13 protein-coding genes are annotated in these 25,921 nt (G+C 70.7%); 11 read left to right on the top strand and 2 right to left on the bottom strand.

Annotated features, from left to right (window positions below; all coding sequences use genetic code 11):
- Positions 1–26 precede the first annotated feature (26 nt).
- The 8 genes from ACFZB3_RS11165 (at position 27) to ACFZB3_RS11200 (ending at position 19,648) form a co-directional block, all read left to right on the top strand.
- Complete coding sequence (locus ACFZB3_RS11165; RefSeq protein ID WP_391373041.1) at positions 27–1,655, top strand: protein kinase; 1,629 nt, start codon at positions 27–29, stop codon at positions 1,653–1,655.
- Between the two features lie 581 nt (positions 1,656–2,236).
- Positions 2,237–3,793: a VCBS repeat-containing protein gene (locus ACFZB3_RS11170; RefSeq protein ID WP_391373044.1), complete on the top strand. Its 1,557-nt coding sequence runs from the start codon at positions 2,237–2,239 to the stop codon at positions 3,791–3,793.
- Between the two features lie 32 nt (positions 3,794–3,825).
- Positions 3,826–7,515: a LamG-like jellyroll fold domain-containing protein gene (locus ACFZB3_RS11175; protein ID WP_391373046.1), complete on the top strand. Its 3,690-nt coding sequence runs from the start codon at positions 3,826–3,828 to the stop codon at positions 7,513–7,515.
- A gap of 136 nt (positions 7,516–7,651) precedes the next feature.
- Positions 7,652–14,518, top strand: a complete 6,867-nt coding sequence (locus tag ACFZB3_RS11180) for a polymorphic toxin-type HINT domain-containing protein (protein ID WP_391373049.1) — start codon at positions 7,652–7,654, stop codon at positions 14,516–14,518.
- Positions 14,515–14,958, top strand: a complete 444-nt coding sequence (locus ACFZB3_RS11185; protein ID WP_391373051.1) for a hypothetical protein — start codon at positions 14,515–14,517, stop codon at positions 14,956–14,958. The genes ACFZB3_RS11180 and ACFZB3_RS11185 overlap by 4 nt, the downstream gene beginning before the upstream one ends.
- Before the next feature lie 206 nt (positions 14,959–15,164).
- On the top strand, positions 15,165–16,034 hold the full coding sequence (locus ACFZB3_RS11190; protein ID WP_391373054.1) for a protein kinase: 870 nt from the start codon (positions 15,165–15,167) through the stop codon (positions 16,032–16,034).
- 137 nt (positions 16,035–16,171) lie between these two features.
- Entirely contained in the window at positions 16,172–17,797 is a 1,626-nt protein-coding gene (locus ACFZB3_RS11195) for a succinic semialdehyde dehydrogenase (RefSeq protein ID WP_391373057.1), read from the top strand.
- 75 nt (positions 17,798–17,872) lie between these two features.
- Positions 17,873–19,648 (top strand): GMC family oxidoreductase N-terminal domain-containing protein, encoded by a 1,776-nt coding sequence (locus ACFZB3_RS11200; protein WP_391373060.1) that lies wholly within the window; start codon positions 17,873–17,875, stop codon positions 19,646–19,648.
- A 110-nt stretch (positions 19,649–19,758) separates the two neighbouring features.
- On the opposite strand, the gene ACFZB3_RS11205 is transcribed toward ACFZB3_RS11200, so the two are convergent.
- Positions 19,759–20,634, bottom strand: a complete 876-nt coding sequence (locus tag ACFZB3_RS11205) for an LPXTG cell wall anchor domain-containing protein (RefSeq protein ID WP_391373062.1) — start codon at positions 20,632–20,634, stop codon at positions 19,759–19,761.
- A 213-nt stretch (positions 20,635–20,847) separates the two neighbouring features.
- Here ACFZB3_RS11205 and ACFZB3_RS11210 point away from each other — a divergent pair, with 213 nt between their 5' ends.
- Positions 20,848–21,999, top strand: a complete 1,152-nt coding sequence (locus tag ACFZB3_RS11210) for a hypothetical protein (RefSeq protein ID WP_391373065.1) — start codon at positions 20,848–20,850, stop codon at positions 21,997–21,999.
- Positions 22,000–22,662: 663 nt separating this feature from the next.
- On the opposite strand, the gene ACFZB3_RS11215 is transcribed toward ACFZB3_RS11210, so the two are convergent.
- Positions 22,663–22,944 carry a chorismate mutase gene (locus ACFZB3_RS11215; RefSeq protein ID WP_391374031.1) on the bottom strand — a complete coding sequence of 94 codons (282 nt, stop codon included), beginning with the start codon at positions 22,942–22,944 and terminating at the stop codon, positions 22,663–22,665.
- 309 nt (positions 22,945–23,253) lie between these two features.
- Here ACFZB3_RS11215 and guaA point away from each other — a divergent pair, with 309 nt between their 5' ends.
- Together guaA and ACFZB3_RS11225 are read left to right on the top strand one after the other, a co-directional pair.
- Positions 23,254–24,834 carry a glutamine-hydrolyzing GMP synthase gene (guaA, locus tag ACFZB3_RS11220; RefSeq protein ID WP_391373068.1) on the top strand — a complete coding sequence of 527 codons (1,581 nt, stop codon included), beginning with the start codon at positions 23,254–23,256 and terminating at the stop codon, positions 24,832–24,834.
- A gap of 196 nt (positions 24,835–25,030) precedes the next feature.
- Positions 25,031–25,825, top strand: a complete 795-nt coding sequence (locus tag ACFZB3_RS11225; RefSeq protein ID WP_217555050.1) for a class II aldolase/adducin family protein — start codon at positions 25,031–25,033, stop codon at positions 25,823–25,825.
- Positions 25,826–25,921: the final 96 nt, after the last annotated feature.

Here is a 25,921-nt window from a genome sequence, read left to right on the forward strand (position 1 = left end):
CGGGTCCGGTGCGGCATCATGGGGCCATGGGGACCGACGGGGACGCCGTCCGTCTGATCGCGGGGCGTTATCGCCTGCAAGCGCGGCTCGGGCGGGGCGGAATGGGTGTCGTATGGCGTGCGACCGACCAGTTACTGGGGCGGCAGGTCGCCGTCAAGGAGCTCACCGTCGACGACTCCCTCTCGGACGACGACGCCCGGCTGCGCCGCGAACGCACCCTGCGTGAGGCCCAGGCCGTCGCCCAGTTGCACCACCCGCACATCATCGTCGTGCACGACGTGGTCGAGGACGGCGGACGGCCGTACATCGTCATGGAGTTGATCGAGGGCGGTTCGCTGGCCGACCGGATCTCGCGGAGCGGGCCGGTGGACGTCGGCGAGGCCGCGCGGATCGGGATCGCGCTGCTGAGCGCGGTGCGGGCGGCGCACGGGGCCGGGGTGCTGCACCGGGACATCAAGCCGGCGAACGTGCTCGTGGAGGCCGCCACCGGGCGTGTCGTGCTCACCGACTTCGGGATCGCCCAGGTCGCGGGTGCCACCACGCTCACCGAGACCGGATCCTTCGTCGGCTCGCCCGAGTACACCGCGCCCGAGCGGATGTCCGGCGGCCGGTCCGGCCCGGCGTCCGACCTGTGGTCGCTGGGGGCGCTGCTGTGCGCGGCGCTCAGCGGCGAGTCGCCGTTCCGGCGCGACTCGCTCGGCGGGATCCTGCACGCCGTGGTCTCCGACGAGATCCGGCCACCGGCCCAGGCCGAGCCGCTGCTGCCGGTCGTACGGGGGCTGCTGGAGCGGGATCCCGAGCGCCGGCTGGGCGCGGCGGAGGCCGAGCTGATGCTGCGCGGGTTCCTGGAGACGGGGGCCGTGACCGGCGCCGGCGGTGCGGTGCGGAGTGCGGGCGTCGCGTCGTACACGCCGACCCAGCGGGACGTTCCGTGGCCGCCGTCCCCGGAACCGGCGGTGCCGCCCCGGCCGTCCACCCGCGGGGTGCTGGTCGCCGCGCTGCTGGTCGCCGCGATGGCCGGGGCGGGCGTGTCGGCGGCCACGCTGCTGTTCCACGGGGACGGGGGCGGCACCACCCCGGGCCCCGGAGGCACGACGGCCGTCTCCGCGTCGCATCCGGCGACCCCTTCGGCCACCCCGTCCCCCTCGGCCACGGCCACCACCCCGACCCCCTCCTCGACCGGCTCGCCGCCCCCCACCGCCCACTCCCGCACCGCACCCTCCGGCTACCGCCTCGCGCAGGACCCGGCCGGCTTCTCCCTCGCCGTACCGGAGGGTTTCACCCGCGACCCGCAGGGCGAGCGCGTCTTCTACCTGTCGCGGGGGCAGACCTTCCGGCTCGGCATCAAGGTGTCCGAGACGCAGACCGGCGGACCGGGAGGGGCGATGCGGCGCGCGGCGGCCGAGGGGCCGAGCACGAACCCCGGCTACCACGACGGCCGGGTCACCGACACCACGCACTCCGGACACCCCGCCGCGTTCTGGGAGTTCACCTGGAAGGGCTTCAGCGCGACGGAGGGACCGCGGCACACCTACGACCTCTGCTGGGAGGAGGGCGGGCTGCTGTACGACGTGTGGGTGTCGGCGCCGGTCGGGAAGGTGCGGGAGGCGCGGGAGTACTTCGACGTCGCCGTCGACACGTTCACGGCGGGCTGACGCGCCGGCCGGCCCGGATTCCCGGTGTGCCCCGAGCCCTGCCCACCCCGCCGGTATTCGGCAACCGGGAAAGGAAAACCGGGAAACGGAATCCGGGAAAAGGAATCCTGGACGGGGAATCCGGGACGGGGGGTCCGGGAAAGAAAAACGTAGGGCGGGGAAAGCGGCGGCTATTCCCGCTCGCCTGCCGGGGCGGTGCGATCAATTGGCCCGGCGTCCCTCGGCGGGGGATTTCGGTGGAAGAGGTCCCGATTGACTCGCCGGCCCGAAACAGCTTCTGGTCATGAACGTATCACGACCATCTCCGAGTAGTCATGTGAATATTCGGTGAAGTACCGGTCAGTCACCCTGGTCAGGGGCCCGTGACGCGCCCTTTTTGTTCTCGTTCGACACTCCGGGCCCCCTTCTTCTTCGTTGCGGCGCATAAGGCAAAGATGGTCACACTCTGTGTGGTTGCTGTGTGCATCTTGTTTCTCGACCGGCCTTGACGATTTTTATTTGGCTCGTATTTAGTCTGCTCTTACGTCATTCATAGGGTGGTCTTACCTGGGCCCGCCCGGCGGGAAAACAAGGGGTGGAGTGTGCGTACGCGTACACATCTGGCAGGGAAACTGGCCGCCGTGGCCGGTCTTCTCCTGGCCGCGACGGGGGGCGTGACGCTGACCTCGCCGCAGGCGGCCGCTGCCACATGCACGGCGGGGACGGCGAGCGACTTCAACGGCGACGGTGTCCAGGACACGGTGATCGCCGACCCGGGCGCCACGGTGAACGGGGCCAAGCGGGCCGGTCTCGTACGGGTGGTGCTGGGCGGCGGCAAGGGCGTCTCGGAGATCTCGCAGGCGACCAGCGGCATGGACGCGACGCCCGAGGCCGGCGACGGCTTCGGCACGTCCTACGCCGCCTACGACGCCGACGGCGACGGCTGCAGCGACCTGGTGGTCGGCGCGCCCTACGAGGACGTCGTCAGGGACGGCACGAACCTCGTCGACGCCGGGGCGATCTACGTCATCCACGGCACGCCCACCGGCATCGGGACGGGCTCGGCGATCCAGGGCTACAGCCAGAACGGGTTCGACACCGCCACCACCACCGAGGCGTACGACTGGTTCGGCTACGCCCTCAAGGCGGGCACGACCGCGAGCGGAACGCCGTACCTGGTCATCGGCGTCCCCGGTGAGGGCGTCACCTTCGGCGGCACGACCTATGCCGACGCCGGCTGCATCGAGTACGTGCAGGGCAGCACCAAGGTCTCCGTGAACCAGAACTCCACCGGCGTGCCCGGCGATCCCGAGGTGAACGACCGCTTCGGCTACTCGCTCACCGGGACCAACCGCTACTTCGCGGTCGGCACCCCGGGCGAGGCCATCGGGGACGAGGAGTTCGCCGGCGGGGTCGCGGTGTTCAGCCACACGCTCGCGAGCGGCCTGCCCACCCCGCTCCTGGGGCTGTCGCAGGACAGCGACGGGATCGGCGGCGCGTCGGAGGCGGGCGACCGCTTCGGCTTCTCGGTCTCGATGACCGGCTACCGGCCCAGCGACCAGACGTACAACTCCGACGTGCTGCTGGCCGTCGGCGTTCCCGGTGAGGACATCGGCACCACGCCGGACGCGGGCGGGGTCACGGTGGTCCGCATCCAGCCGTCCGGCGCGTACACGCAGGTCGCGGCGTTCGACAACAGCGTCGCGGACGTCGAGGGCGACGCGGTCGCCGGTGACGCCATGGGCCAGCGCGTGGTGATCGCCAACACCGACACCAGTGTCGTGACCACCTCGGCCGTCGTCCGGCTGGCCGTCGGCGAGCCCGGCAAGGACACCTCGACGGTCAGGGACGCGGGCGCCGTGCACGTCTTCCGGCCGCTCGACACCGCCCTCGGCGCCAACGACAAGGAACTCTTCCGCGGTTCGGGACTGCCCGGCACCGCGACCGCCCGGGACTACACCGGCCTCGCGCTCGTGGGCGGCAGCGTCAACCTCTACGTGGGCGTGCCCTACAGCAAGGAGCCGGCCACCTCGAAGGGCGTCGCGTACGTCATGCCGTGGTCCGACATCGACGGCACCACCAGCACCGGGACCACCGTCCACGTGCCCGGATCGGGCGGTCTGCCCGACGCCGGCTCGACGTTCGGGGTGATCGGGTGAACGGCCGGCACAGGAGCGGAGAGCACCGCACCATGAAGTTCCGCAGCATGAAGTTCCGCACCATGAAGTTCCGCAGCATCAAGATCCGCACCATCAAGATCCGCAGGAGACCCGGACGCCGGCCCCTCGTCGCGGCCGCCGCCGTGGCGGCCCTGCTGACGACCGCGCTGAGCGCCGTCCCCGCACCGGCCGCCGAGCAGACGCAGGCCGGCCGGAGCCGGAGCGCGAGCACAGCCGACGGCAGCGACTCGTCGCTCTCCCCGAACGCCGCCCGGACCAGGGCGAAGAAGTCCGGCCGGCCCGTCGAGATCCAGAGCCTGCGCGACGAACGCAGCACCACCGTCGCCAACCCGGACGGCACGTTCACCGTCAGCGAGTACGTCCAGCCCGTCCGCACCCGCGTCGACGGCGAGTGGACGGACATCGACACCACGCTGGTCCGCCGGAAGAACGGGACCCTCGCCCCGAAGGCGGCGCTGACCGCCATGTCCTTCTCCGGCGGCGGCGACACGACCTTCGCCGAGATCGAGAAGGACGGGCGCTCCGTCTCCCTCGACTGGCCCGACAAGCTGCCCGAGCCGAAGGTCGACGGCTCGACCGCCACGTACCCGGACGTGCTGGACGGTGTCGACCTCAAGGTCACCGCGAGCGCCGAGGGCTTCTCCCACGTGCTGGTCGTCAAGAACGCGAAGGCCGCGGCCGACCCGGAGCTGGCGAAGCTGCGCCTTCCGCTCGACACCTCCTCGGTGCGGCTGACGGAGACCGGCGACGGCGGGCTGACCGCCACCGACACCGGCTCGGGCGGCGCGGTCTTCGAGGCGCCGCAGCCGGTGATGTGGGACTCCAGCCACGCGGCGCAGGGCGACACCCCCGCCGCCGACGAGAACACCCAGACGCCCCCCGAGGGCGCCCGGGTGGCCGGCGTCGGCGTGGACGTCTCCGCGGGCGCGATGACGCTCACCCCCGACACGGACCTGCTCACCGACGCCGGCACCGTCTACCCGGTCTACATCGACCCGGTCATCAAGACCGCCACCAACACGGGCTGGACCATGGTGTCCTCGCACTACTCGGGCACCTCCTTCTGGAAGTTCGACGACGACGAAGGGGTCGGCCTGTGCCCGTCCGACGTGTCGGTCCGGTGCAGCAGCTCGACGGACGTGAAGCGGCAGTTCTTCGCGATCCCGACGGGCACCTTCGCCGGCAAGGACATCGTCAGCGCCGAGTTCGCGGTGACGCAGGTGTTCACCTACAGCTCCAGCGCCCGTGAGGTGCAGCTCGCCCGGGTCAACAGCACCGGCGCGAGCGCGATCAGCTCGCAGACCGACTGGGACAACCAGCCGGCCTCCAAGGCCACGCTCGGCACCGACTCCTCCACGGCCAACGCCGGTACGTGCACCTCGAAGAACCAGAACGTCCGCTTCGACGTGAAGAGCACCATCCAGACCGCGTCCGACAAGAGCTGGGACACCACCACGTTCCGCCTCAAGGCGGCCAGTGAGTCGGACACCTCCTACTGGAAGCGCTTCTGCGGCAACGCGCACCTCGAAGTGACCTACAACCGGCCGCCGGCCGAGCCCGACCAGGACGACCTGCAGATGAAGCCGGGCGGCACCTGCGAGTACGGCAGCGCCACCGAGCACTACGTGACCGAGGCACCGCGGGTCTCCGCCGTGATCCGCGACTACGACCACGGCGACAACGGCTCCAACTCCGAGACGCTCCAGGCCCAGTTCAAGGTCTGGTGGACCGACGCCGGCGGCGGCACCGTCACGCACTACGCGACGACCGCCCAGAAGACCACGGTGGACTCCAGCTGGAGCGACCAGACCGGTGTGGCCACGTTCTTCTACACCATCGGCAGCGATCTCTCGGGTGACGGGGAAGCCGGGTTCAGCATCCCGGCGAACACCACCGTCGCCTGGGCGGTCCGCGGCTACGACCAGGTGTCGTACGGCGCCTGGTCCACCGACGGCGACCAGACCCGCTGCGAGTTCATCTACGACACCAGCAAGCCCAAGTCGGCCACGATCACCTCGGCCCAGTACCCCGACGACGAGGCCTGGCACACGGGCGTCGGCGACTACGGCGACTTCACCATGGACTCGCCGTCGACGGACGTGACGAAGTACACGTACTACTTCACGGGCCCGCAGGCCGACAGCGCGAAGAAGACCGTGAACGCCGAGTCCACCGGCGGTCCTGCGACCGTCCGCTGGATGCCGCCCGGCGAGGGCCCGTACGTCCTGCACGTGACCGCGGTCGACGGCGCCGGCAATCCGCAGAAGACGCCGACCGTGCACGTCTTCCTCGTCAGCGACGGCCGTGCGCCCGTCGCCGCCTGGACCCTCGGTGACGCCAAGGGCGCCACGAAGGCGGCCGGGAGCAGCAGCACCCCCGCCGCGACCCCCGGTTCCGGAGTGGCCTTCGGCGCCGCGGGCCCGCTCGGCTCCACCGACACCGCCGCCTCCTTCGACGGCACCGAGAACGCCTACCTCGACTCGGGCACCGCCTCCGTCGACACCGGCAGGTCCTTCTCGGTGAGCGCCTGGGTGATGCTGCCGACGCTGCCCACCCAGAACATGACCGTCGTCAGCCAGGACGGCACCGCCCAGCCCGGCTTCGAGCTCGGCTACGACAAGGACAGCGCCTCCTGGACCTTCCGCATCCCGGTCAGCGACATGGAGTCGCTGGGCACCTGGAAGGTCTCCGGCGCGACGGCCGTCGTGGGCAGCTGGACGCACCTGATCGGCGTGTACGACGCCGAGCTCGGCAAGATGATGCTCTACGTCAACGGCGTCCTCGTCGCCGACGACGTGCAGGCCCGGCACACCGTGTGGAACGCCACCGGCGCCGTGCAGATCGGCCGCCGGCTCGACCTGGACGGCTACATCAACAACCTCAAGGGCAGCGTCGCGGACGTCAAGCTGCACGACCGGGTCATCCCGCCCACCGAGGGCCAGGAGCTCGGCGGCATCCAGCCGCACCAGCTGGCCTACTGGCAGCTGGACGAGGCCGCGAACGGCGTCTCCCCGGAGATCGCCGGCGGCACCGGTCTGACCCTCGGCGGCGGCGCGTCCGTCTACACGCCGGACGAGTCCTGCGACCCCGAGGCCGACCCGGACTGCGTCCCGCCGGCCGCCCCGCTGTGGGGCGACGGGCACCTGGCGCTGGACGGCGTCAGCGGCTACGCCACCCGCGCGGCGGCCGGCCCGCTCACCGCCCAGGACAGCTTCACCCTGACGGCCCGGGCCCGGCTGGCCGCGGCGAACCCGGCGACCGACGAGACGGTGCTGTCGCTCTCCGGCGCCAACGGCACCGCGATCAGGGTCAGGTACTCGGCGGCCGACGCCCGCTGGCAGCTGGTCGTGACCGACGCGGACACCTCCGCACCGGTCACCGTCACCGAACTGGACAAGGGCGACGCCCCGAGCTCCGCGGGCGACGGCGACCACCTCGCCCTCGTCTACAACGCGGTCTTCGGAGACGTGCTCCTGTACGTCAACGGGGTCGCCGTGGTCGACGCCTCCTGGGACAACACCTGGGACTTCAGCACGACCAGCCTCCAGATCGGCCGGGCGCTGACCGGGGCGTCGGCGGGCGAGTACTTCTCCGGCGCCGTGGACGAGGTGCGGATGTACCAGGGTCCGCTGGACGCCTCGCTGGTGGCGCTGGTCGCCGGCCTGCCGGGCGGCTCCAGCATCGACGAGACCCCGGCATAACCGTCCCCCTGCGTGGGCGGGCGGCTCGACTGCGAGCCGCCCGCCCTTCTCGGCATGCGTGCCGTTCCCTCACATCCCTCACCCACATCCCTCAACCACATCCCTCAACCACATCCCTTAACCGACAGGAGAGTTGATGTCCTCGCCTCCCTGGTTCCGGTCGGTACGACCGGCCTGGCGAAGCGGTCGCAGAAGGGCCGCGGTGGTCCTCGGACTGGCGCTGTCCATAGGGCTGCTCCCGCAGTACGCGCCCGCGGCCACCGCCTCCGACAGCGGTGTCACCCGGCCCAGCACACAGACCGACCTCGACCAGCCGGTGCGCGGCAAGAACGCCACGGCGAAGGTCCTCAAGAAGACCGACCAGGCCAGGAAGGCCGCGGTCAGGAAGACCTCCAGAGCGCACTGGCCCGAGGCGGGCAGCGCGCAGGTCGACCTGTCCGGCAGGGCGGTCCGGGCCAAGGGCCTGCCGCTGACCGCCGAGGCGGCCGGCGGCACCAGGGGCGCCGACTCCGTCCGGCTCACCGTCCTCGGCCGCAAGGCCACCGAGGCGGCCGGCGTGGACGGCGTGCTGTTCACCGTCGCCCGCGCCGACGGCGCCACCACCGCGGGCCCGGCCCGGGTCAGCCTGGACTACGCGGACTTCGCCGACGCCTTCGGCGGCTCCTACAGCTCCCGGCTCCGGCTGGCCACCTATCCGGCGTGCGTGCTGACGACCCCGCAGAAGAGGGCCTGCTCGACGCCGACCTACCTGAAGACGGCGAACGACCCGGCGAAGCAGACCCTGACCGCGACCGTGCAGGCGGCCGCCGACACCTCGGGACCCTCCGCCCAGCTCCTCGAAGCGGACGCGGCCACGTCCTCGGCGACGGTCGTCGCGGCCACCGCGAGCAGCGGCGGCGACGGCGGCGACTACAAGGCGACCAGCCTCGCGCAGTCCTCGCAGTGGGGCGTCGACACCAGCTCGGGCGCGTTCACCTGGTCGTACCCGATGAACGTCCCGCCGGTCCCCGGCGGCATGCAGCCGACCGTCGGCCTCAGCTACAACTCCCAGTCCATCGACGGGCAGACGGCCGCCACCAACAACCAGGGTTCCTGGATCGGCCAGGGCTTCTCCTACGACCCCGGTTACATCGAGCGCAGCTACAAGGCGTGCGCCGACGACGGCCACGACGACACCAACGGCGACGAGTGCTGGGCGTTCGACAACGCCACGCTGTCGCTGACGGGCGGCAGCTCGGGCCGGCTGGTCAAGGACGACAAGACCGGCGCGTGGCGGATCAGCTCCGACGACAACTCCAAGGTCGAGCACCTGACCGGCGCCGTCAACGGCGACGACGACGGCGAGTACTGGAAGATCACGACCGGCGACGGCACCCAGTACTACTTCGGCCTCAACCACCTCACCGGCTACGCGAGCGGCAACGAGGAGACCAACTCCACCTGGACCGTCCCGGTCTACGGCGACGACTCCGGCGAGCCCTGCTACAAGTCCACGTTCGCCGACGCCTACTGCACCCAGGCCTGGCGCTGGAACCTCGACTACGTCGTCGACCCGCACGGCAACGCCATGTCGTACTTCTACGGCACGGAGACGAACTACTACACGCAGGGCCTGAAGACCACCGAGAACGGCAAGGCCTACATCCGCGGCGGCTACCTCAAGCGCATCGACTACGGCCAGCGCGACGGTTCGGCGTACTCCGCCAAGCCCGCCGCCCAGGTCGTCTTCACCACCGCGGAGCGCTGCGTCGGCTCGCTGACCGACTGCTCCGCCGACGCCCTCAAGGACTCCACGGCCGCCGACTGGCCGGACGTCCCCTGGGACCAGAACTGCGCGTCGGGCACCAAGTGCCCCGGCCAGAACTCGCCGACCTTCTGGACCCGCAAGAAGCTCACGAAGATCACCACCCAGATCCGTACCGGTGACTCGACGTACACCCCGGTGGACGTCTGGAGCCTCACCCACGACTTCACCGACAACGGCGACGGCTCGAAGTCGCTGTGGCTGAGCAAGATCGACCACCTCGGCAAGGTCGGCTCCGACGCCTCGGTCCCGTCCGTCCAGCTGTACGGCACCCAGCTGCCCAACCGCGTCGACGAGACCGGCGACAACATCCAGCCCTTCTACCGCTTCCGCCTCTCCGGGGTGCAGAACGAGTCGGGCGGCGTGCTCAGCGTCAACTACGCCGACAACCAGTGCACGACGGGCAACGTCCCGGCGGAGGACTCCTCCGTCAAGCGCTGCTTCCCGGTGAAGTGGAGCCCGCCGGGCGCCACCGACCCGATCACGGACTGGTTCCACAAGTACGTGGTCGCCTCCGTCGTCCAGACCGACCTCACCGGCGGCAACGCCGACCAGGTCACCTCGTACACCTACCTGGGCGACGCGGGCTGGCGGAAGACCCCGGCCGACGGCATCTCCAAGTCCGAGGACCTCACCTGGAGCGACTGGCGCGGTTACGGCAGGGTCCGGGTCGTCACCTCGGACGGCACCAACTCCGCCGCCAACACCCGCACCGAGCACGTCTTCTTCCGCGGTCTCGACGGCGACGTCGACAAGAACGGCACCACCCGCTCCGCGACCGTCACCGACTCCAACGGCGTCTCCTACGACGACTCCGACTGGAAGGCCGGCCAGGAGCTGGAGACGCTCACCTACAACGGCGACGACATCACCGAGAAGTCGGTGACGGTGCCGTGGACCGCGGTGACGGCGACGGAGACCCGGGACTGGGCGACCTACAAGGCCCGTTACGTGGCGACCGGTTCGGCCGACACCTACACCGCGCTCGCGGTGGGCGGCTGGCGGCACACCAGGTCGACCACGACCTACGACGACGCGACCGGCCGCGAGAAGACGGTCGACGACGACGGCGAGGTCGGCGTCGCCGACAACCAGTGCACCCGCACCGAGTACGCGGACAGCGCGAGCGCGCACATCTACACGATGGTCTCGCGGGTCGAGAAGGTCGGCGTCGACTGCGCGTCCACTCCCGACCGTTCCAAGGACGTCATCTCCGACGACCTGACCTACTACGACGGTTCGACGACGCTGGGCGCCGCCCCCACCAAGGGCGACCCCACGACGACCAAGCGCCTGACCGCCCACGACGGCACGACGGCCACGTACCAGACGACCGCCGTGACGACGTACGACGCCTACGGCCGCCCGCTGGTGGTGAAGGACGCGGAGACGGCGTCGTCGTCGACCCAGTACACGTCCTCCACCGCCTACACGGACACCTACGGCCTGGCGACCAAGGCGACGGTCACCAACATCGACGGCTGGACGACGACCACGGAGTACGCCCCCGCGTGGGGGCAGCCGACCGCCAAGACCGACCAGAACGGCCTGCGCACCGACCTCGCCTACGACGGCCTCGGCCGCCTGGTCTCGGTCTGGCTGCAGGACCGCCCGAAGGCGAACAGCTTCACCCCGTCCATCAAGTACGAGTACCTGATCCGCGGCGCCGACGGCCCGGCCGCCGTGCACACCCAGAAGATCGAGAACGACGGTACGTCGTACGGCAGCGAGTGGTCGCTGTACGACGGCTGGCTGCGGCCCCGCCAGGACCAGACCGAGGGCGAGGGCGGCCGCATGGTCGCCGACACCCTGTACGACGGCTCCGGCCGCGTGGTGAAGGTCAACGACACCTACTTCGCCTCGGGTTCACCGTCCTCGACGCTCTTCGACCCGGTCGACGCCGACCTGGACGCGACGACCGTCACCCAGTACGACGGCGCCGGCCGCACCACGGCGTCGGTCTTCAAGGTCGGCGGCACGGAGAAGTACCGCACCTCGTACGCCTACGGCGGCGACCGCGTCACGACCACCCCGCCGCAGGGCGGCGTGAAGACGACGGTGGTGCAGGACGGCCGGGACAACACCACGACCCGGATCCAGTACCCGGCGGACGGCGACGCGGTCACCACGTCGTACGGCTACGACGACGCGGGCCGGCTGACCGGCGTCACCGACGACAAGGGCAACGACTGGACGTACACCTACGACCAGCTGGGCCGCAAGAAGACGGCGGTCGACCCCGACACCGGCTCGTCCTCGTACACGTACGACACACTGGACCGCCAGACCTCGGTCACGGTGAACGGCGACAAGACGTCGACGCTCTACGACGAACTGGGCCGGGCCGTCTCCACCTGGCAGGGCGAGGCGACGACCGGCACGAAGCTGTCCGTCACCAAGTACGACACGGTCTACAAGGGCGAGCTGTACGGCGTCTACACCTACAAGGACGGCGCGGTCTACTCGTCGGTGACCTATCCGACCCTCGACCCCGACAACGACTACGCACCCGTCTCGACCAAGTACTTCCTCTCCAAGACGGCCGAGCCGCAGCTGGGCGGGACGTACGAGTTCACGGCCCAGTACAACGACGACGGCACCCTGCAGAGCCAGGGCCTGCCGGCGGCGGGCGACCTGTCCGCCGAGGCGGTCGGGTACGTCTACGACGGCCTCCAGCGCCCGACCGGCCTCAACACCTCCCTGGGCGGCCTGAGTTACGTCACGGACGCGTCGTACTCGCCGACGTCGAACCTGGAACAGCTGGAGCTGTACGCGGGTGAGTCGACGGCGAAGAAGACGTGGATCACCAACAGCTACGAGGCGGGCACCGACCGCCTGACCAACTCGCGGGTGGACGTCCAGGGCGCGTCGAGCGTCGCCTACGACGCCGACTACACCTACGACAAGGCCGGCGACATCCTCTCCATCGCCGACACCCCGACCGGCGGCACGAGCGACGTCCAGTGCTTCTCGTACGACGGCCTGGGCCGCGTCTCGTCCGCGTGGACGTCGTCGGTGGCGTCGAACGGCGCGAAGGGCACGGGCTCGACGGACGCGTCCTGCGCGTCGGGAGCGTCCACGTCGACGGTGGGCGGAGTCTCGCCCTACTGGACGGACTACGGCTACGACACGATCGGCAACCGCACGACCGAGGTGCGCCACGGCCTGAACGGTACGGCGACGTCGAGCCGCACGTACAAGTACGGCGAGACGGGCTCCGGCCCCAACGGTGCCGCCTCCGGCGCGCACACGGTCTCGTCGGTGACGGAGAAGACGGACGCGACCAGCACCACGCCCGCGGTCACCTCCCAGAACTCCTACACCTACGACGCGTCGGGCAACACGAAGACCCGTGTCCTGGACGGCGACACCCAGTCGCTGGTCTGGGACAAGCAGGGCGAGCTGACGACGGTCACGAACGCCGACAACTCGGTGACGACGTACAAGTACGACGCGTCGGGCTCCCGCATCCTCCGGGACACGCCGACGGAGAAGACGTTCTACCTCCCCGGCACCGAACTCCACTACGACAAGTCGACCGCCAAGGTCACGGCGACCCGCTACTACACCTTCGCCGGCACCACGGTCGCGATGCGGGAGGCGGGCGGCGTCCACTTCCTCGCCTCCGACGACCAGGGCACGGCCGAGGTGGCGGTCGACGCCAAGACGGGTTCGACCACCCGCCGCCGCATGGACGCGTTCGGCAACGTCCGAGACGACTCCACGTCCTCGTCCACGGGCTGGGTGAACGACAAGGGATTCGTCGGCGGCACCGTCCAGAAGTCCACGGGCCTGACGACACTCGGCGCCCGCGAGTACGACTCCGACACCGGCCGCTTCATCTCGGCGGACCCGGTGGTCGACTACACCGACCCGCAGCAGATCAACGGCTACGCGTACGCCAACAACAGCCCGGTCTCCAACAGCGACGCGTCGGGCCTGCGCCTCGCCGACTGCGTCGGCGGCTGGAACGAGTGCGGCCCCGGCCCCTCCACCCACCGCGGCGCGGTCGACACCCGCGACAACGGCGGCTCGGGCAGCACGGGCAGCGGTACGACCTACACCCCGGCCCAGGCGAAGGCGGACGACGCCAGAGCGAAGGAGGACTCCGCCAAGCAGCGCGCGATCGCGGTCGCCAAGGAACTCGGCAAGATCGCGATGGACGAACTGGGCATCACCGACGCCCTCGACTGCTTCACCACCGGCAACCTGGGCGCCTGCGGCAACACGGCCCTCAACGTGGTCGGCTCCTTCCTCGGCGGCGGCCCCCTGGCCAAGCTGGCCAAGAAGTACCTCTTCCGCTGGGACAAGGCCGCAGCCCTCGGCAAACGCATCTACGGCCTGGGCAAGGACCTGCTGAAGTCCTTCAAGGACTGGCGCAAGAGCAGGAAGGAGGCGGACCGGCTGGCGGAGGCCGCCGAAGCGTGTGTGGTCAGCAAGCCCAACAGCTTCACCCCCGATACCAGGGTGCTGATGGCGGACGGCACGTCCAAGGCCATCAGGGACGTGAAGATCGGCGACGAGGTCCTGGCCACCGATCCGGAGACGGGGAAGACCAAGCCGGAAGAGGTCACGGCCGAGATCAAGGGCGTCGGCCTCAAGCACCTTGTCAAGGTCACCGTCGACGTCGACGGGAAGAAGGGCACCAAGACCGCCTCGGTCACCGCGACCGACGCCCACCCCTTCTGGGTGCCGGAGCTGGGCGAGTGGATCGATGCCACCGACCTGCACTCGGGCGAGTGGCTGACCACCGGTTCGGGAACCCGCGTCCAGATCACCGAGGTGAGGCGCTGGACGGCCCTGACGGCGACCGTTCACAACCTCACCGTCGGTGAACTGCACACGTACTATGTGCTGGCAGGCAGGACGCCGGTACTCGTTCACAATTGCACTACACCTCGGGGTTTTCCCGACCGGGAGCTTCCGCGGAATCCCCGGACCGGTGAGCCGGCTCCCGACCCGGCGGCCGCCGGGTATCCACACACGCAACTCGGCGTGAAGGGCAGTAGGCGCAATCCCCCGTACGCTCAGGCCCGAGAGTTCGACGCGGACGGCAGACCCGTCAGGGACGTCGACTTCACTGATCACGGGCGGCCGCAGAACCATGACAATCCGCACCAGCATCGCTGGAACGAGAACCCGACGGGCGGCACCCGAAGCCGCGGCGGCGCCGAGCCATTGGACTGGGGTGACGAATGAGTGAAGTCGTTGAATTCCGGATGCATGACGCCGAAGGCGGAGTGATCGGTCTCGACAGCCTGCTTGCCCTGGTCCCGGACAACGAGTGGGTATGGTCGGTGCTCGACTTCGACGGGATCGGGCAGGGGCCGGCCGGTCTCGGATACGCGGAATTCCGACAGCGGACAGCCGCCTCGTCGCAGGGGTATGTCATGTCGTGGGCTCAGGTCCGGGAATTCGCGACCGGTGTCCGCCAGTTCTTCGATCTGCAACTCGTAGCAGCAAGAGAGCGTCGTCTGCTTGACCGGGAACGGTTCGCTGCGGGCGATTTCGCAGGATGTCCCCTGGTCCTGACTGCGAGCGACAGCACCTGGTGGACGGTGGAGATCGACGCCGATACCGAAGGGGCATCTGTTCTCGCGGCAGGTCTCCGAGCGCGCTACGGAGCCGAGAACAGATAGAAGGCGGCGAACACAAGTAGTCGCCGAGGCAGACCTGAAGCCCCGCCAGGTGCGTCCTGGCGGGGCTTCTGCATGGGGTGGGAGCGGTGTCGTCGGCAACGTCAACGGACGAGCGCGGTGCCGGAGTCGGAGCCGGCATCCGGTGCGGCCGTGTCTCTGACCGCGCCGCTTCGACAACCGCATGGTGCGCAAGGTACTCATGTGCCATGAGTGAAGACGGCGAACTGCCGGTCGAGGGACGGCTGATCGGTGGGCGTTACCGGCTCGCCGGGCGTATCGGTTCCGGGCCGGCCGGGACCGTGTGGCGGGCCCGGGACGAGCAGGGCGGGCGGGACGTCGCGGTCAAGGAGCCACGCCTGAACGGAGAGCCGGACGGCGAGGAACGGCAGCGCGCCGCGCATCGTCTGCTGCACGAGGCTCGCGCCGCCGCCCGCGTCGACCATCCCGCCGCCGTCGCCATCCACGACGTACTCCTCGAAGACGAACTTCCCTGGGTCGTCATGGAGTTGGTGGAAGGGGAGACGCTGCACTCCGCCCTCGCCGCCCGGGGACCGCTGCCGCCCGCCGAGGCCGCCCGGATCGGGCTCGCCGTGCTCGGCGCCCTGCACGCCGCGCACTGCGTCGGCATCGTCCACCGCGACCTCAAGCCGTCCAACGTCCTCCTCGCGGCGGACGGCGACCGTGTCGTCGTCACCGACTTCGGGATCGGCGGGGGACAGGGGTGCGGTCCTTTTGACGCCCCGGAGTGCGGGGCCGGGCGCGGGGCGGGTCCCGCCTCCGACCTGTGGTCCCTCGGCGCGCTGCTCCGCGCGGCCACCGACGGCGTGCAAGGCCCCCTCGGGCCGCTGCTCGACCGGCTCCTCGCCCCGGAACCGGAGTCCCGGCCGACGGCGCAGGAGGCCGCCGAGGCGCTCGCCGAAGCCGCCGGAGCGCCCCTTCCGCCGTGGGTGACCGAACCCGCCGCCGCCCCGCCCCCGGCCCTGGTTCCCACGCCGCCCCCGGCCCCCGAACCCCGCCGCCTCACCCCCCTCACCGCCCTCGGCCTCCTCCTCGCCAAAAAACCGGAACGCGGCTGATCGTCCGCACCCGAGCGCGCCCGGGGGCGCTGATCAGCGCGTTCTCTGCCAGTGATCACTGGCGGTGTGTGTGCGGTCGGTGAAACCGGGTTACCCACGGGTACCCAAAGGCCCCGCGCCGGAATACCCTGCGGCTCATGACGGACTCGCAGGCCCCGGCCCACGCACCGGCCCCCACCGGCACGAACCCGCTCGCCCCCGCCCCCGCAGGGGCCCGAACCGCCGCCGACGTGGTCACGCCCGAGCTGGTCGCCCAGCTCACCAAGGGCGTCTCCGGCTCCGGACGCACGGCCAACCACACGCCGTTCACCGGCGAGAAGCTGGCCGACCTGCCCGAGTCCACCCCCGAGGACGTGGCCAAGGCCTTCGACGCGGCCCGCGCCGCGCAGGCCGTGTGGGCGAAGGTGCCGGTCCGGCAGCGCGCCGCGGTCCTGCTCCGCTTCCACGACCTGATCCTGGCCCGTCAGGCCGAGGTCCTCGACCTCATCCAGCTGGAGACCGGCAAGGCCCGCCTGCACGCCCACGAGGAGGTGCAGGCCGTCGCGGTCGCCGCCCGGCACTACGGCCGCAAGGCCCCCGCCTACCTCCGCCCCAAGCGGCACGCGGGCGCCATGCCCACCCTCACCAAGGTGACCGAGCTGCGGCACCCGCGCGGCGTGGTGGGCCAGATCGCCCCCTGGAACTACCCGCTCGAACTCTCCGTCGGCGACGCCCTCCCCGCCTTCGCCGCGGGCAACGCGGTCGTCATGAAGCCGGACACCGAGACCTGCCTGACCGCCCTGTGGGCCCGCGACCTCCTCATCGAGGCGGGGCTGCCCGCCGACGTCTTCCAGGTCGTGCTCGGCGAGGGCCCGGTCGTCGGCCCCGAGGTCGTCCGGCACGCCGACTACGTCTCCTTCACCGGCTCCACCCGCACCGGACGCGAGGTCGCCCAGGGCGCGGCCGCCCGCCTGGTCGGCGTCTCCCTCGAACTCGGCGGCAAGAACGCCATGCTGGTCCTCGACGACGCCGACATCGAGAAGGCGGCCGCCGGCGCGGTCCGCGCCTGCTTCTCCTCGGCCGGCCAGCTCTGCATCTCCATCGAGCGGCTCTACGTCCACGAGTCGATCGCCGACGCCTTCGTCGACCGCTTCGCCGCCCGCACCAAGGCCATGCGCCTCGGCAGGTCCCTCGCCTACGGCGCCGACATGGGCTCCCTGGTCGGGGAACGGCAGCTGGAGACCGTCACCCGGCACGTCGACGAGGCCGTCGAGAAGGGCGCGACCGTCGTCGCCGGAGGCACCGCCCGCCCGGACATCGGCCCCTACTTCTACGAGCCCACCATCCTCGACGGCGTCGAGGACGCGATGGCCGTCTGCACGGAGGAGACCTTCGGACCGGTCGTCTCCATCTACCGCTTCAAGACCGAGGACGAGGCCGTCGAGCACGCCAACGGCACGCCCTACGGCCTCAACTCGTCCGTCTGGACGAAGAACGGCAGCCGGGGCCGGGCGGTCGCCGCCCGCCTGCGCACCGGCACCGTGAACGTCAACGAGGGCTACGCCCCCGCCTACGGCAGCGTCCAGTCCCCGATGGGCGGCATGAAGGACTCGGGCCTGGGCCGCCGGCACGGCTCGGAGGGCATCCTCAAGTACACGGAGGCCCAGACGGTCGCCCAGCAGCGCCTGCTGCCGATGGCCCCCTCGCTGGGGATGGACGACGAGAAGTACGCCCAGTTCATGAGCACCAGCCTGAAGGTGATGAAGGCACTGGGGCTGCGTTGACGCGCCCTTGAGGGGCGCGAGGAACTGCGCGAGCAACCACGAACTACCCGCACGTACGCTCAAAGAGGAGAAATCGTGCCCCAGGATGCCTACGACTACGACGTCATCGTCGTCGGCTCAGGATTCGGCGGTTCCGTCACCGCCCTGCGCCTGACAGAGAAGGGCTACACCGTAGGCGTCCTGGAAGCCGGCCGCCGCTTCACCCGCGAAACCCTCCCCAAGAACTCCTGGGACATCAGGAACTACCTCTGGGCCCCGCAGCTCGGCTGCTACGGCATCCAGCGCATCCACCTCCTCGGCAACGTCATGGTCCTGGCCGGCGCGGGCGTCGGCGGCGGCTCGCTCAACTACGCCAACACCCTCTACGTCCCGCCGAAGCCCTTCTTCGACGACCCCCAGTGGCGTGACATCACCGACTGGCAGGACGAGCTGAAGCCGTACTACAACCAGGCGCAGCGCATGCTCGGCGTACGGCTCAACCCGACGATGACCCCGTCCGACGTCCACCTGAAGGCGGCGGCGCAGAGGATGGGCGTCGGCGACACCTTCCACCTCGCCCCGGTCGGCGTCTTCTTCGGCGACGGCAAGGACGCCGACGGCGCGGCGAAGGCGGCGCCCGGCGACCGGGCCGACGACCCCTACTTCGGCGGCGCGGGCCCGGCCCGCAACGCCTGCACCGAGTGCGGCGAGTGCATGACCGGCTGCCGGCACGGCGCGAAGAACACCCTCAACGAGAACTACCTCCACCTCGCCGAGCGGGCCGGCGCGGCCGTGCACCCCATGACCACGGTCGTCTCCGTCACCGACGACTCCCGGGGCGGCTACGCGATCGCGACCCTCCCCACCGACGACCGGAAGGCGAAGGGCCGCGTCTTCACGGCCCGCCGGGTCGTCATCGCCGCCGGCACCTACGGCACCCAGACCCTCCTGCACCGCATGAAGGCCGGCGGGCAGCTGCCGTACCTCTCCGACCGCCTCGGCGACCTCACCCGCACCAACTCCGAGGCCCTGGTCGGCGCCCAGACCGACGACCGGCGCTACCGCAGGGCGCACGGCACCCCGAAGGCCGACTTCACCAGGGGCGTCGCGATCACCTCGTCCATCCATCCGGACGAGAACACGCACATCGAGCCGGTCCGCTACGGCAAGGGCTCCAACGCGATGGGCGGCCTGTCCATCCTCCAGGTGCCGTACGCGGAGGGCTCCTCCCGCGTACTCGGCTGGCTGGCGAACGCGGCCCGCCACCCCCTCCTCGTGCTGCGCTCGCTCTCCAACCGGCGCTGGTCGGAGCGGACCATCATCGGCCTGGTGATGCAGTCGCTGGACAACTCCCTGACGACGTACCTGAAGCCGGACGGCGTCGGCAAGGGCCTGCTCACCGCCCGCCAGGGCCACGGCGCCCCCAACCCCAAGCAGATCAGGGCCGCTTCGGAGGCGGCCACCGTGCTCGCCGAGGAGATCAACGGCTTCGCGGGCAGCAACGTCGGCGAGCTGATGGGCACCCCGCTCACCGCCCACTTCCTCGGCGGCTGCCCGATCGGCGACTCGCGCGAGACCGGGGTCATCGACCCGTACCACCGGCTCTACGGCCACCCGGGCATCTCGGTCGTGGACGGCGCCGCCGTCTCCGCGAACCTCGGCGTGAACCCGTCCCTCACCATCACCGCGCAGGCCGAGCGCGCGATGTCGTACTGGCCCAACAAGGGCGAGGCCGACCCGCGGCCGCGGCAGGGCGAGCCGTACCGGCGCCTGCGGGCGGTCGAGCCGCACCGCCCGGCGGTCCCGGCCGACGCCTTCGGCGCGCTGCGGCTGCCGTTCCTCGGGATGCCGGCCGTACCGCCGAAGAAGTAGGCCGCGGGAAGCAGCCGGACACCGAAGAGGGACCTGTGCCCCCCTCCGAGCCCAGGTCCCTCTTCGATCGGTGCGCGGCCGCCGGCGTACGGCGGTCCGCGCGACCTCGCCTATGTGTCCGCGCCGGTCCTCCGCCGCCGTACCAGGACCAGCGCACCGGCGCCGACCACCACGGCGACTCCGCCGACCAGGCCGATGACCGGGAGCGCCGAGCCGGCGCCCGTGTCGGCGAGCCTGCCGGTCGGCAGGCCGGAGACGCCGCCCTGCGGCTTGTGCACGGAGTCCTTGCCGCCGCCGTCGCCCGGCGTGGCCGTACCCGGCTCGGGGTTGGACGAGCCGGCCTCGAGGACCGTGAAGTCGTACTGGGTCCAGCCCTCGGCGAGGCAGTCCTGGTCCCCGACCTTGTCGAGGTAGGCGCCGGAGCCGAAGGAGTAGGCGTCACCGGCGGGCGCCCCGGCGTCGACGGAGACCCGCAGGCCGACCGACCTGCTCGCGCCCGACTTCAGTTCCGGCACGTGGAAGAAGTAGTCGCCGGCCCAGTCGGCGCTGCCGATCCGGTCCCAGGAGCCGGTGTCGGGGTTCTTGAACTCCAGGTCGACGTACGGGCTGAGGTACTTCGACGCGTCGCTCGCGTAGTTCTCGGTCTCGGCGTAGAAGGAGACGCCCTCGACGTCCGCCGCGGAGTCGTTCGTCACGACCAGCTCGAAGCCGTGGAAGCCGTCGCCCGCGACGATCCTGCCGGGCAGGCCCTTGATGCCGGCGGACAGCTTGGCGTCGGCGAAGTTCTCGTCGAGGTCCTCGCAGTACGGCACGTCCGGGTTGGTCGGGTCCCCGCTGGGCTCGGCCGACCCGGAGGGCCCGGCGGAGGAGGACGCGGGCGCCGACGGCGCGTCCTGCGCGAACGCGACGACCGGTGCGGACAGCAGGGCGAACGGAGCGACGACGGCCGCGACCGCTGCCGCGGCCATGATCCGGCGAAGCTCCATGAGGACCCCTGTACATCTGCTGCGGTGGACGGATGTCACCGCTGATTCCCGGTTACGCAGATGTGACCGGTGAGTCCTGTGAATGGTTGCCTCCGCATTCACGGAACCTACATGTGATGTGGGTCACTTGTTCTGTGGGGCGTCGAGTGGCATGGACACAGCCGATTCCAAGGCTATTCTCGCCCCCGTCGAACGGCCGAGCGAGAGAGTGTCATGTCTGACAGACGGTCCGAAGAATCGTCGGGGGGCGAGCCGTCGTCCTCCATATCCGACGAGGTGTGGGAGCAGTTTCTCCAGGACACCGAAAGGGACATCCGCAAGTCCGCCCCCAAGGAGCCCTCCGCCCGGGCCCGTGAGGTGACCGAGCGGCTCAAGAGGCAGAAGGCGGAGCCCGAGGGATGGCGGACCGGGCCTGCCTGGCAGGAGAGGAACGGGCGGGCGGCCCGGCGCCGCAGGGTCTGGGCGGTCGTCGGCGTTCCGCTGGCGATCGCCGTGGCCGTCGTGGCGATGCGGCCGTCCCTCCTCCCCGGCGACCCCTTCGGCTCGTCCTCGGGCACGGACACCGCCACCGCGCCCCTGCCCGACGAGACCACCACCCCGACCGCCCCGCCCTCCGCGGTCGCACCCGACACCCCCACCCTCGCCCACCCGTTCGCCGGCTCCCCGGCGCTGCGCTGGGCCGACGGCGCGGCCGGCATCGTGCTGCCGAAGGCCACCGCGCTCGGCGCGATCCCGAAGGACCGCGTCGAACTGGCGCTCCAGCAGACCCGGAAGCTGCTCGTGGACGCCAACCTGAACCCGGCCGTCGTGGCCGGCGGCACCCCCGAGGCGGCCCTCTCGGTGCTCGACCCCAAGCAGCCCGGCGTGCTCGACAACCTCAGGACCTCGCTGCGCAGCCCCAGCAAGACCCACAACCCGCTCTTCCTCGTCAGCCGCTTCGACCCGAAGGACGTGAAGCAGGCCGGGAAGATCGTCAAGGTGCGCGGCCGGATCACCTTCGCGAAGGGCAAGTACCAGGGCGTGGCCGTGCACGCCGACTACACCTTCGTCTACCCGGTCGTCCGTGCCGACGGCTCCACCGAGGTCACCCGCACGATCGTGCGCCGCGTCATCGACGCCGAACTCCCCGACCCCACGCGGTACCAGGTCACCTCCGGCCGCCTGACCCTCCTCCGCTACGACGAGGACGCCGGCAACTCGACCTGCGGCATCGACGACGGCTATCTGCACCCGCAGTTCCCGTCCCAGGCCCTGGCGCAGGACCCGACCGGGAGCGCCACTGCGAGCGGACCGCCCGTCGACCCGTACGACCGCAGCCGCGACATCGGCAAGGAGGAGGCCTGCAGCAAGGTGAGCCGTACGTAGCTTCGTGCGGCCGTACGTCAGCTTGACGTGCAGGCATAGCTTGACGTGCAGGCATGCGCAGGCCTGCGCCGGGCAGGCGAAGGGCCCCGCGGGACGGAGCCGCGGGGCCCTTCTTTCGTCAGCACCGACGTCAGGGCAGCGTCGGTGCCTGGGAGCGGCGCCGGGGGGGTTGCGCCGCTGGTATCTGCGCCCTGTGCCACCGTCCGTGCCCCGGGTCGGCGCCCCGGCGCACTCGGGGCGCACGGCAGGTCTCGACCATTGGCGGACGGTCGGCACACGGCAATTCCGTTGCCTGAAACGGGACTTGGGAGCTCCGAAGGCCTTGGGGGCCTTCTACGCATCGTGCTGGATGTACGCGGCCTCCGCAACCGTTTGACCCAGCCCTTGTGCATTTTTGCAATTTTCCGCCGGTCGGCCCCGGGCGTCCCCGGAGCCGGCCGTCTCTTGGGTGACCGGGCTGCTGTCCCCTGCCGTCCGGTCACTTGACTGGAGCGAGGTCCCACGGCGCACGGCACGTTCCGTACGCCTCATCGCCCCAGCGAAGCCACGCGTGGTTCTTTCGGGCCCGCCCCTGGCTGACGCGGACACCCCACCAACGAAGCGGTCCGCGGGCCGGTCACGCGCCGTACGGGTGAGAAGGGCCCGAACTCAGATCCGCCCGACTCAGATGCGACCACGGCACAGCTCCAGGAGCGTCATGGCCAGGGCGGTGCCGGGCCTGCCGAGCGCCGTGCTGTAGTGGCCGAGGATCTCCATCTCCCGGGAGAGGTTCACCCGGCGGCCGCCGGAGGCGATCCGGGCCTCCTGGACGACGGCGGAGACGGCCATCCGTTCCTGGATCAGACCGATGATCCGGTCGTCGAGCGCGTCGATGCGCTCCCGCGCACCGGTGATCACCTCGGCGGCCTCGTGGGTACGGGCACCGGTCACGTCGATCGCGTTCACGGGGTTCACGGGGGGCTCCTCGTCTGTCCTTGCCGGAAGGGGTGCGATGCGGTGCCCCGGAGCGACCGGGTCCGGAGAAACAGCAGGCGCCCCGGACCTTGTCGGCCCGGGGCGCCTGGGGAAGTCGCTCGTCAGTTGCTCAAGCGGCACGACCATGGCAGCCGGTGGGCCGGTTGCCATAGGTAAAGAGGAAGGTCGTCTGCGTGAGCATGGGGGCGAGTATGCCACAGCACTGCGGCGAGGTGTCCCGCGCCCACCCCGTTAGAATCGGTAACCACAGACCCCCGCCCGACCGCCGGAAGGCACCCCGTGTCATCAGCGACTCCCGCTGCCGCCGCTCCCGACACCGTCCTGGTCGTCGACTTCGGCGCGCAGTACGCCCAGCTCATCGCCCGCCGCGTCCGCGAGGCCCGGGTCTACAGCGAGATCGTGCCCAGCACCATGCCGGTCGCCGAGATGCTCGCCAAGAACCCGGCGGCGATCATCCTCTCCGGCGGCCCCTCGTCCGTGTACGAGGAGGGCGCCCCCCGCCTGGACCGCGAGCTCTTCGAGGCCGGCGTCCCGGTCTTCGGCATGTGCTACGGCTTCCAGCTGATGGCGCAGGTCCTCGGCGGCACCGTCGACAACACCGGCGCCCGCGAGTACGGCCGTACCGACCTGCACGTCTCCAAGGCGGCCTCCACCCTGTTCGAGGGCACCCCCGCCGAGCAGCACGTGTGGATGTCGCACGGCGACGCCTGCTCCGCCGCCCCCGAGGGCTTCACCGTCAGCGCGTCCACGGACGTCGTCCCGGTCGCCGCCTTCGAGAACGACGAGCGGAAGCTCTACGGCGTCCAGTACCACCCCGAGGTCATGCACTCCACGCACGGCCAGCAGGTCCTGGAGCACTTCCTGTACCGCGGTGCGGGCCTCAAGCCCACCTGGACCACCGGCAACGTCATCGACGAGCAGGTCGCCGCGATCCGCGAGCAGGTCGGCGACAGGCGTGCCATCTGCGGCCTGTCCGGCGGCGTCGACTCCGCCGTGGCCGCGGCCCTCGTCGCCCGGGCCATCGGTGACCAGCTGACCTGCGTCTACGTCGACCACGGTCTGATGCGCAAGGGCGAGACCGAGCAGGTCGAGAAGGACTTCGTGGCCGCGACCGGCGTCAAGCTGGTCGTCGTCGACGCGGAGGCCCGCTTCCTCGACGCGCTGGCCGGTGTCTCGGACCCCGAGCAGAAGCGGAAGATCATCGGCCGCGAGTTCATCCGGGTCTTCGAGCAGGCCCAGGCCGAGATCATCGCCGACGCAGGACCGGCCGTGGAGTTCCTGGTCCAGGGCACCCTCTACCCGGACGTCGTCGAGTCCGGCGGCGGCACCGGCACCGCGAACATCAAGTCCCACCACAACGTCGGCGGCCTCCCCGAGGACCTGGAGTTCCAGCTCATCGAGCCGCTCCGCAAGCTCTTCAAGGACGAGGTCCGGATGGTCGGCCAGGAGCTCGGCCTGCCGGAGGAGATCGTCCAGCGCCAGCCGTTCCCGGGTCCCGGCCTCGGCATCCGGATCGTCGGCGAGGTGACGAAGGAGCGTCTCGACCTGCTCCGCGACGCCGACGCGATCGCCCGCGAGGAGCTGACCGCGGCCGGCCTGGACCGCGACATCTGGCAGTGCCCGGTGGTCCTGCTCGCGGACGTCCGCAGCGTCGGCGTCCAGGGCGACGGCCGCACCTACGGCCACCCGATCGTGCTGCGCCCGGTCTCCTCCGAGGACGCCATGACGGCCGACTGGTCCCGCCTGCCGTACGAGGTCCTCGCGAAGATCTCCACCCGGATCACCAACGAGGTCCGTGACGTCAACCGGGTCGTCCTCGACGTCACCTCGAAGCCGCCGGGCACCATCGAGTGGGAGTAGGACCCTGAGGAAGAGGTGGTGCGGCTCCGGCGGCGCCACCTCTTCGGCATGTCCCGTACGAGCCGCGGTGCCGTCGATTCCCGACAACTTCTGTCGCGATCTGCTCGCGCGCGTCATCTTTACAGAACAGCTCTGTTTTCCTGCGCTGACCGGCGGTAACTTCCGGCCGTAACACAAACCCAGTGCTGGAGGACCTATGCACGGGCCGACCCCGCCCCTTCCACTGCCCACCGACCAGCTCCAGTTCGCGATGCCGCCGATGTACGACTCGCTCGACGACGAGCGCCGGCATCGCAAGGAGCGGCTCGCCGGAGCGCTGCGGATCTTCGGCCGGGCCGGACTGGAGGACGGTGTCTCCGGGCACATCACCGCCCGCGACCCCGAGTACTCGAACTGCTTCTGGGTCAACCCGTTCGGCATGCCGTTCAAGCACGTCACCGTCGGCGACCTGGTCCTCGCCAACCAGGACGGCCAGGTGATCGAGGGCCGCTACCACGTCAACCAGGCAGCCTTCACCGTCCACGTCCAGGTGCACGCGGCCCGCCCCGACGTCGTCGCCGTCGCCCACTGCCACTCCGTGCACGGCCGCGCCCTGTCCGCCCTCGGCGACCTGCTCGACCCGATCAGCCAGGAGAGCTGCGCCTTCTACGAGGACCACGCCCTCTACGACTCCTACACCGGCGTCGCCGTAGACGCCGAGGAGGGCCGCCGTATCGCCGCCGCCCTCGGCTCCCGCAAGGCGCTGGTGCTGCGCAACCACGGGCTGCTGACCGTCGGCGACTCGGTGGACGCGGCCGCCTGGTGGTTCCTCTCCATGGAGAAGTCCGCGCAGGTCCAGCTGACCGCGAAGGCGGCCGGCCGGCCGCTGCTCATCGACCACAAGCTCGCCGTCGCCACCCGGGAACAGCTCGGCGGCGACCTGGTGGCCTGGATCAACTACCAGCCCCTGTGGCAGGACATCAGCCGCAGCGAACCGGATCTGCTGAGCTAGGCGCTTCGCAAGGCGCTCCGCTGGAAGGGCCGTGGTCTGTCGTCTCTCGTCTGCGGCGCCGTCGTGGCTGGTCGCGCAGTTCTCCGCGCCCCTTAC

Origin of the sequence: Streptomyces sp. NPDC008092, from assembly GCF_042957285.1 — a bacterium.
Lineage (GTDB): Bacteria > Actinomycetota > Actinomycetes > Streptomycetales > Streptomycetaceae > Streptomyces.

Coding starts and splice junctions, on each gene's coding strand:
- ACFZB3_RS11165 (WP_391373041.1), top strand. CDS start 27: ATGGGGACCGACGGGGACGCCGTCCGTCTGATCGCGGGGCGTTATCGC.
- ACFZB3_RS11175 (WP_391373046.1), top strand. CDS start 3,826: ATGAAGTTCCGCAGCATGAAGTTCCGCACCATGAAGTTCCGCAGCATC.
- ACFZB3_RS11180 (WP_391373049.1), top strand. CDS start 7,652: ATGTCCTCGCCTCCCTGGTTCCGGTCGGTACGACCGGCCTGGCGAAGC.
- ACFZB3_RS11185 (WP_391373051.1), top strand. CDS start 14,515: ATGAGTGAAGTCGTTGAATTCCGGATGCATGACGCCGAAGGCGGAGTG.
- ACFZB3_RS11190 (WP_391373054.1), top strand. CDS start 15,165: ATGAGTGAAGACGGCGAACTGCCGGTCGAGGGACGGCTGATCGGTGGG.
- ACFZB3_RS11195 (WP_391373057.1), top strand. CDS start 16,172: ATGACGGACTCGCAGGCCCCGGCCCACGCACCGGCCCCCACCGGCACG.
- ACFZB3_RS11205 (WP_391373062.1), bottom strand. CDS start 20,634: ATGGAGCTTCGCCGGATCATGGCCGCGGCAGCGGTCGCGGCCGTCGTC.
- ACFZB3_RS11210 (WP_391373065.1), top strand. CDS start 20,848: ATGTCTGACAGACGGTCCGAAGAATCGTCGGGGGGCGAGCCGTCGTCC.
- ACFZB3_RS11225 (WP_217555050.1), top strand. CDS start 25,031: ATGCACGGGCCGACCCCGCCCCTTCCACTGCCCACCGACCAGCTCCAG.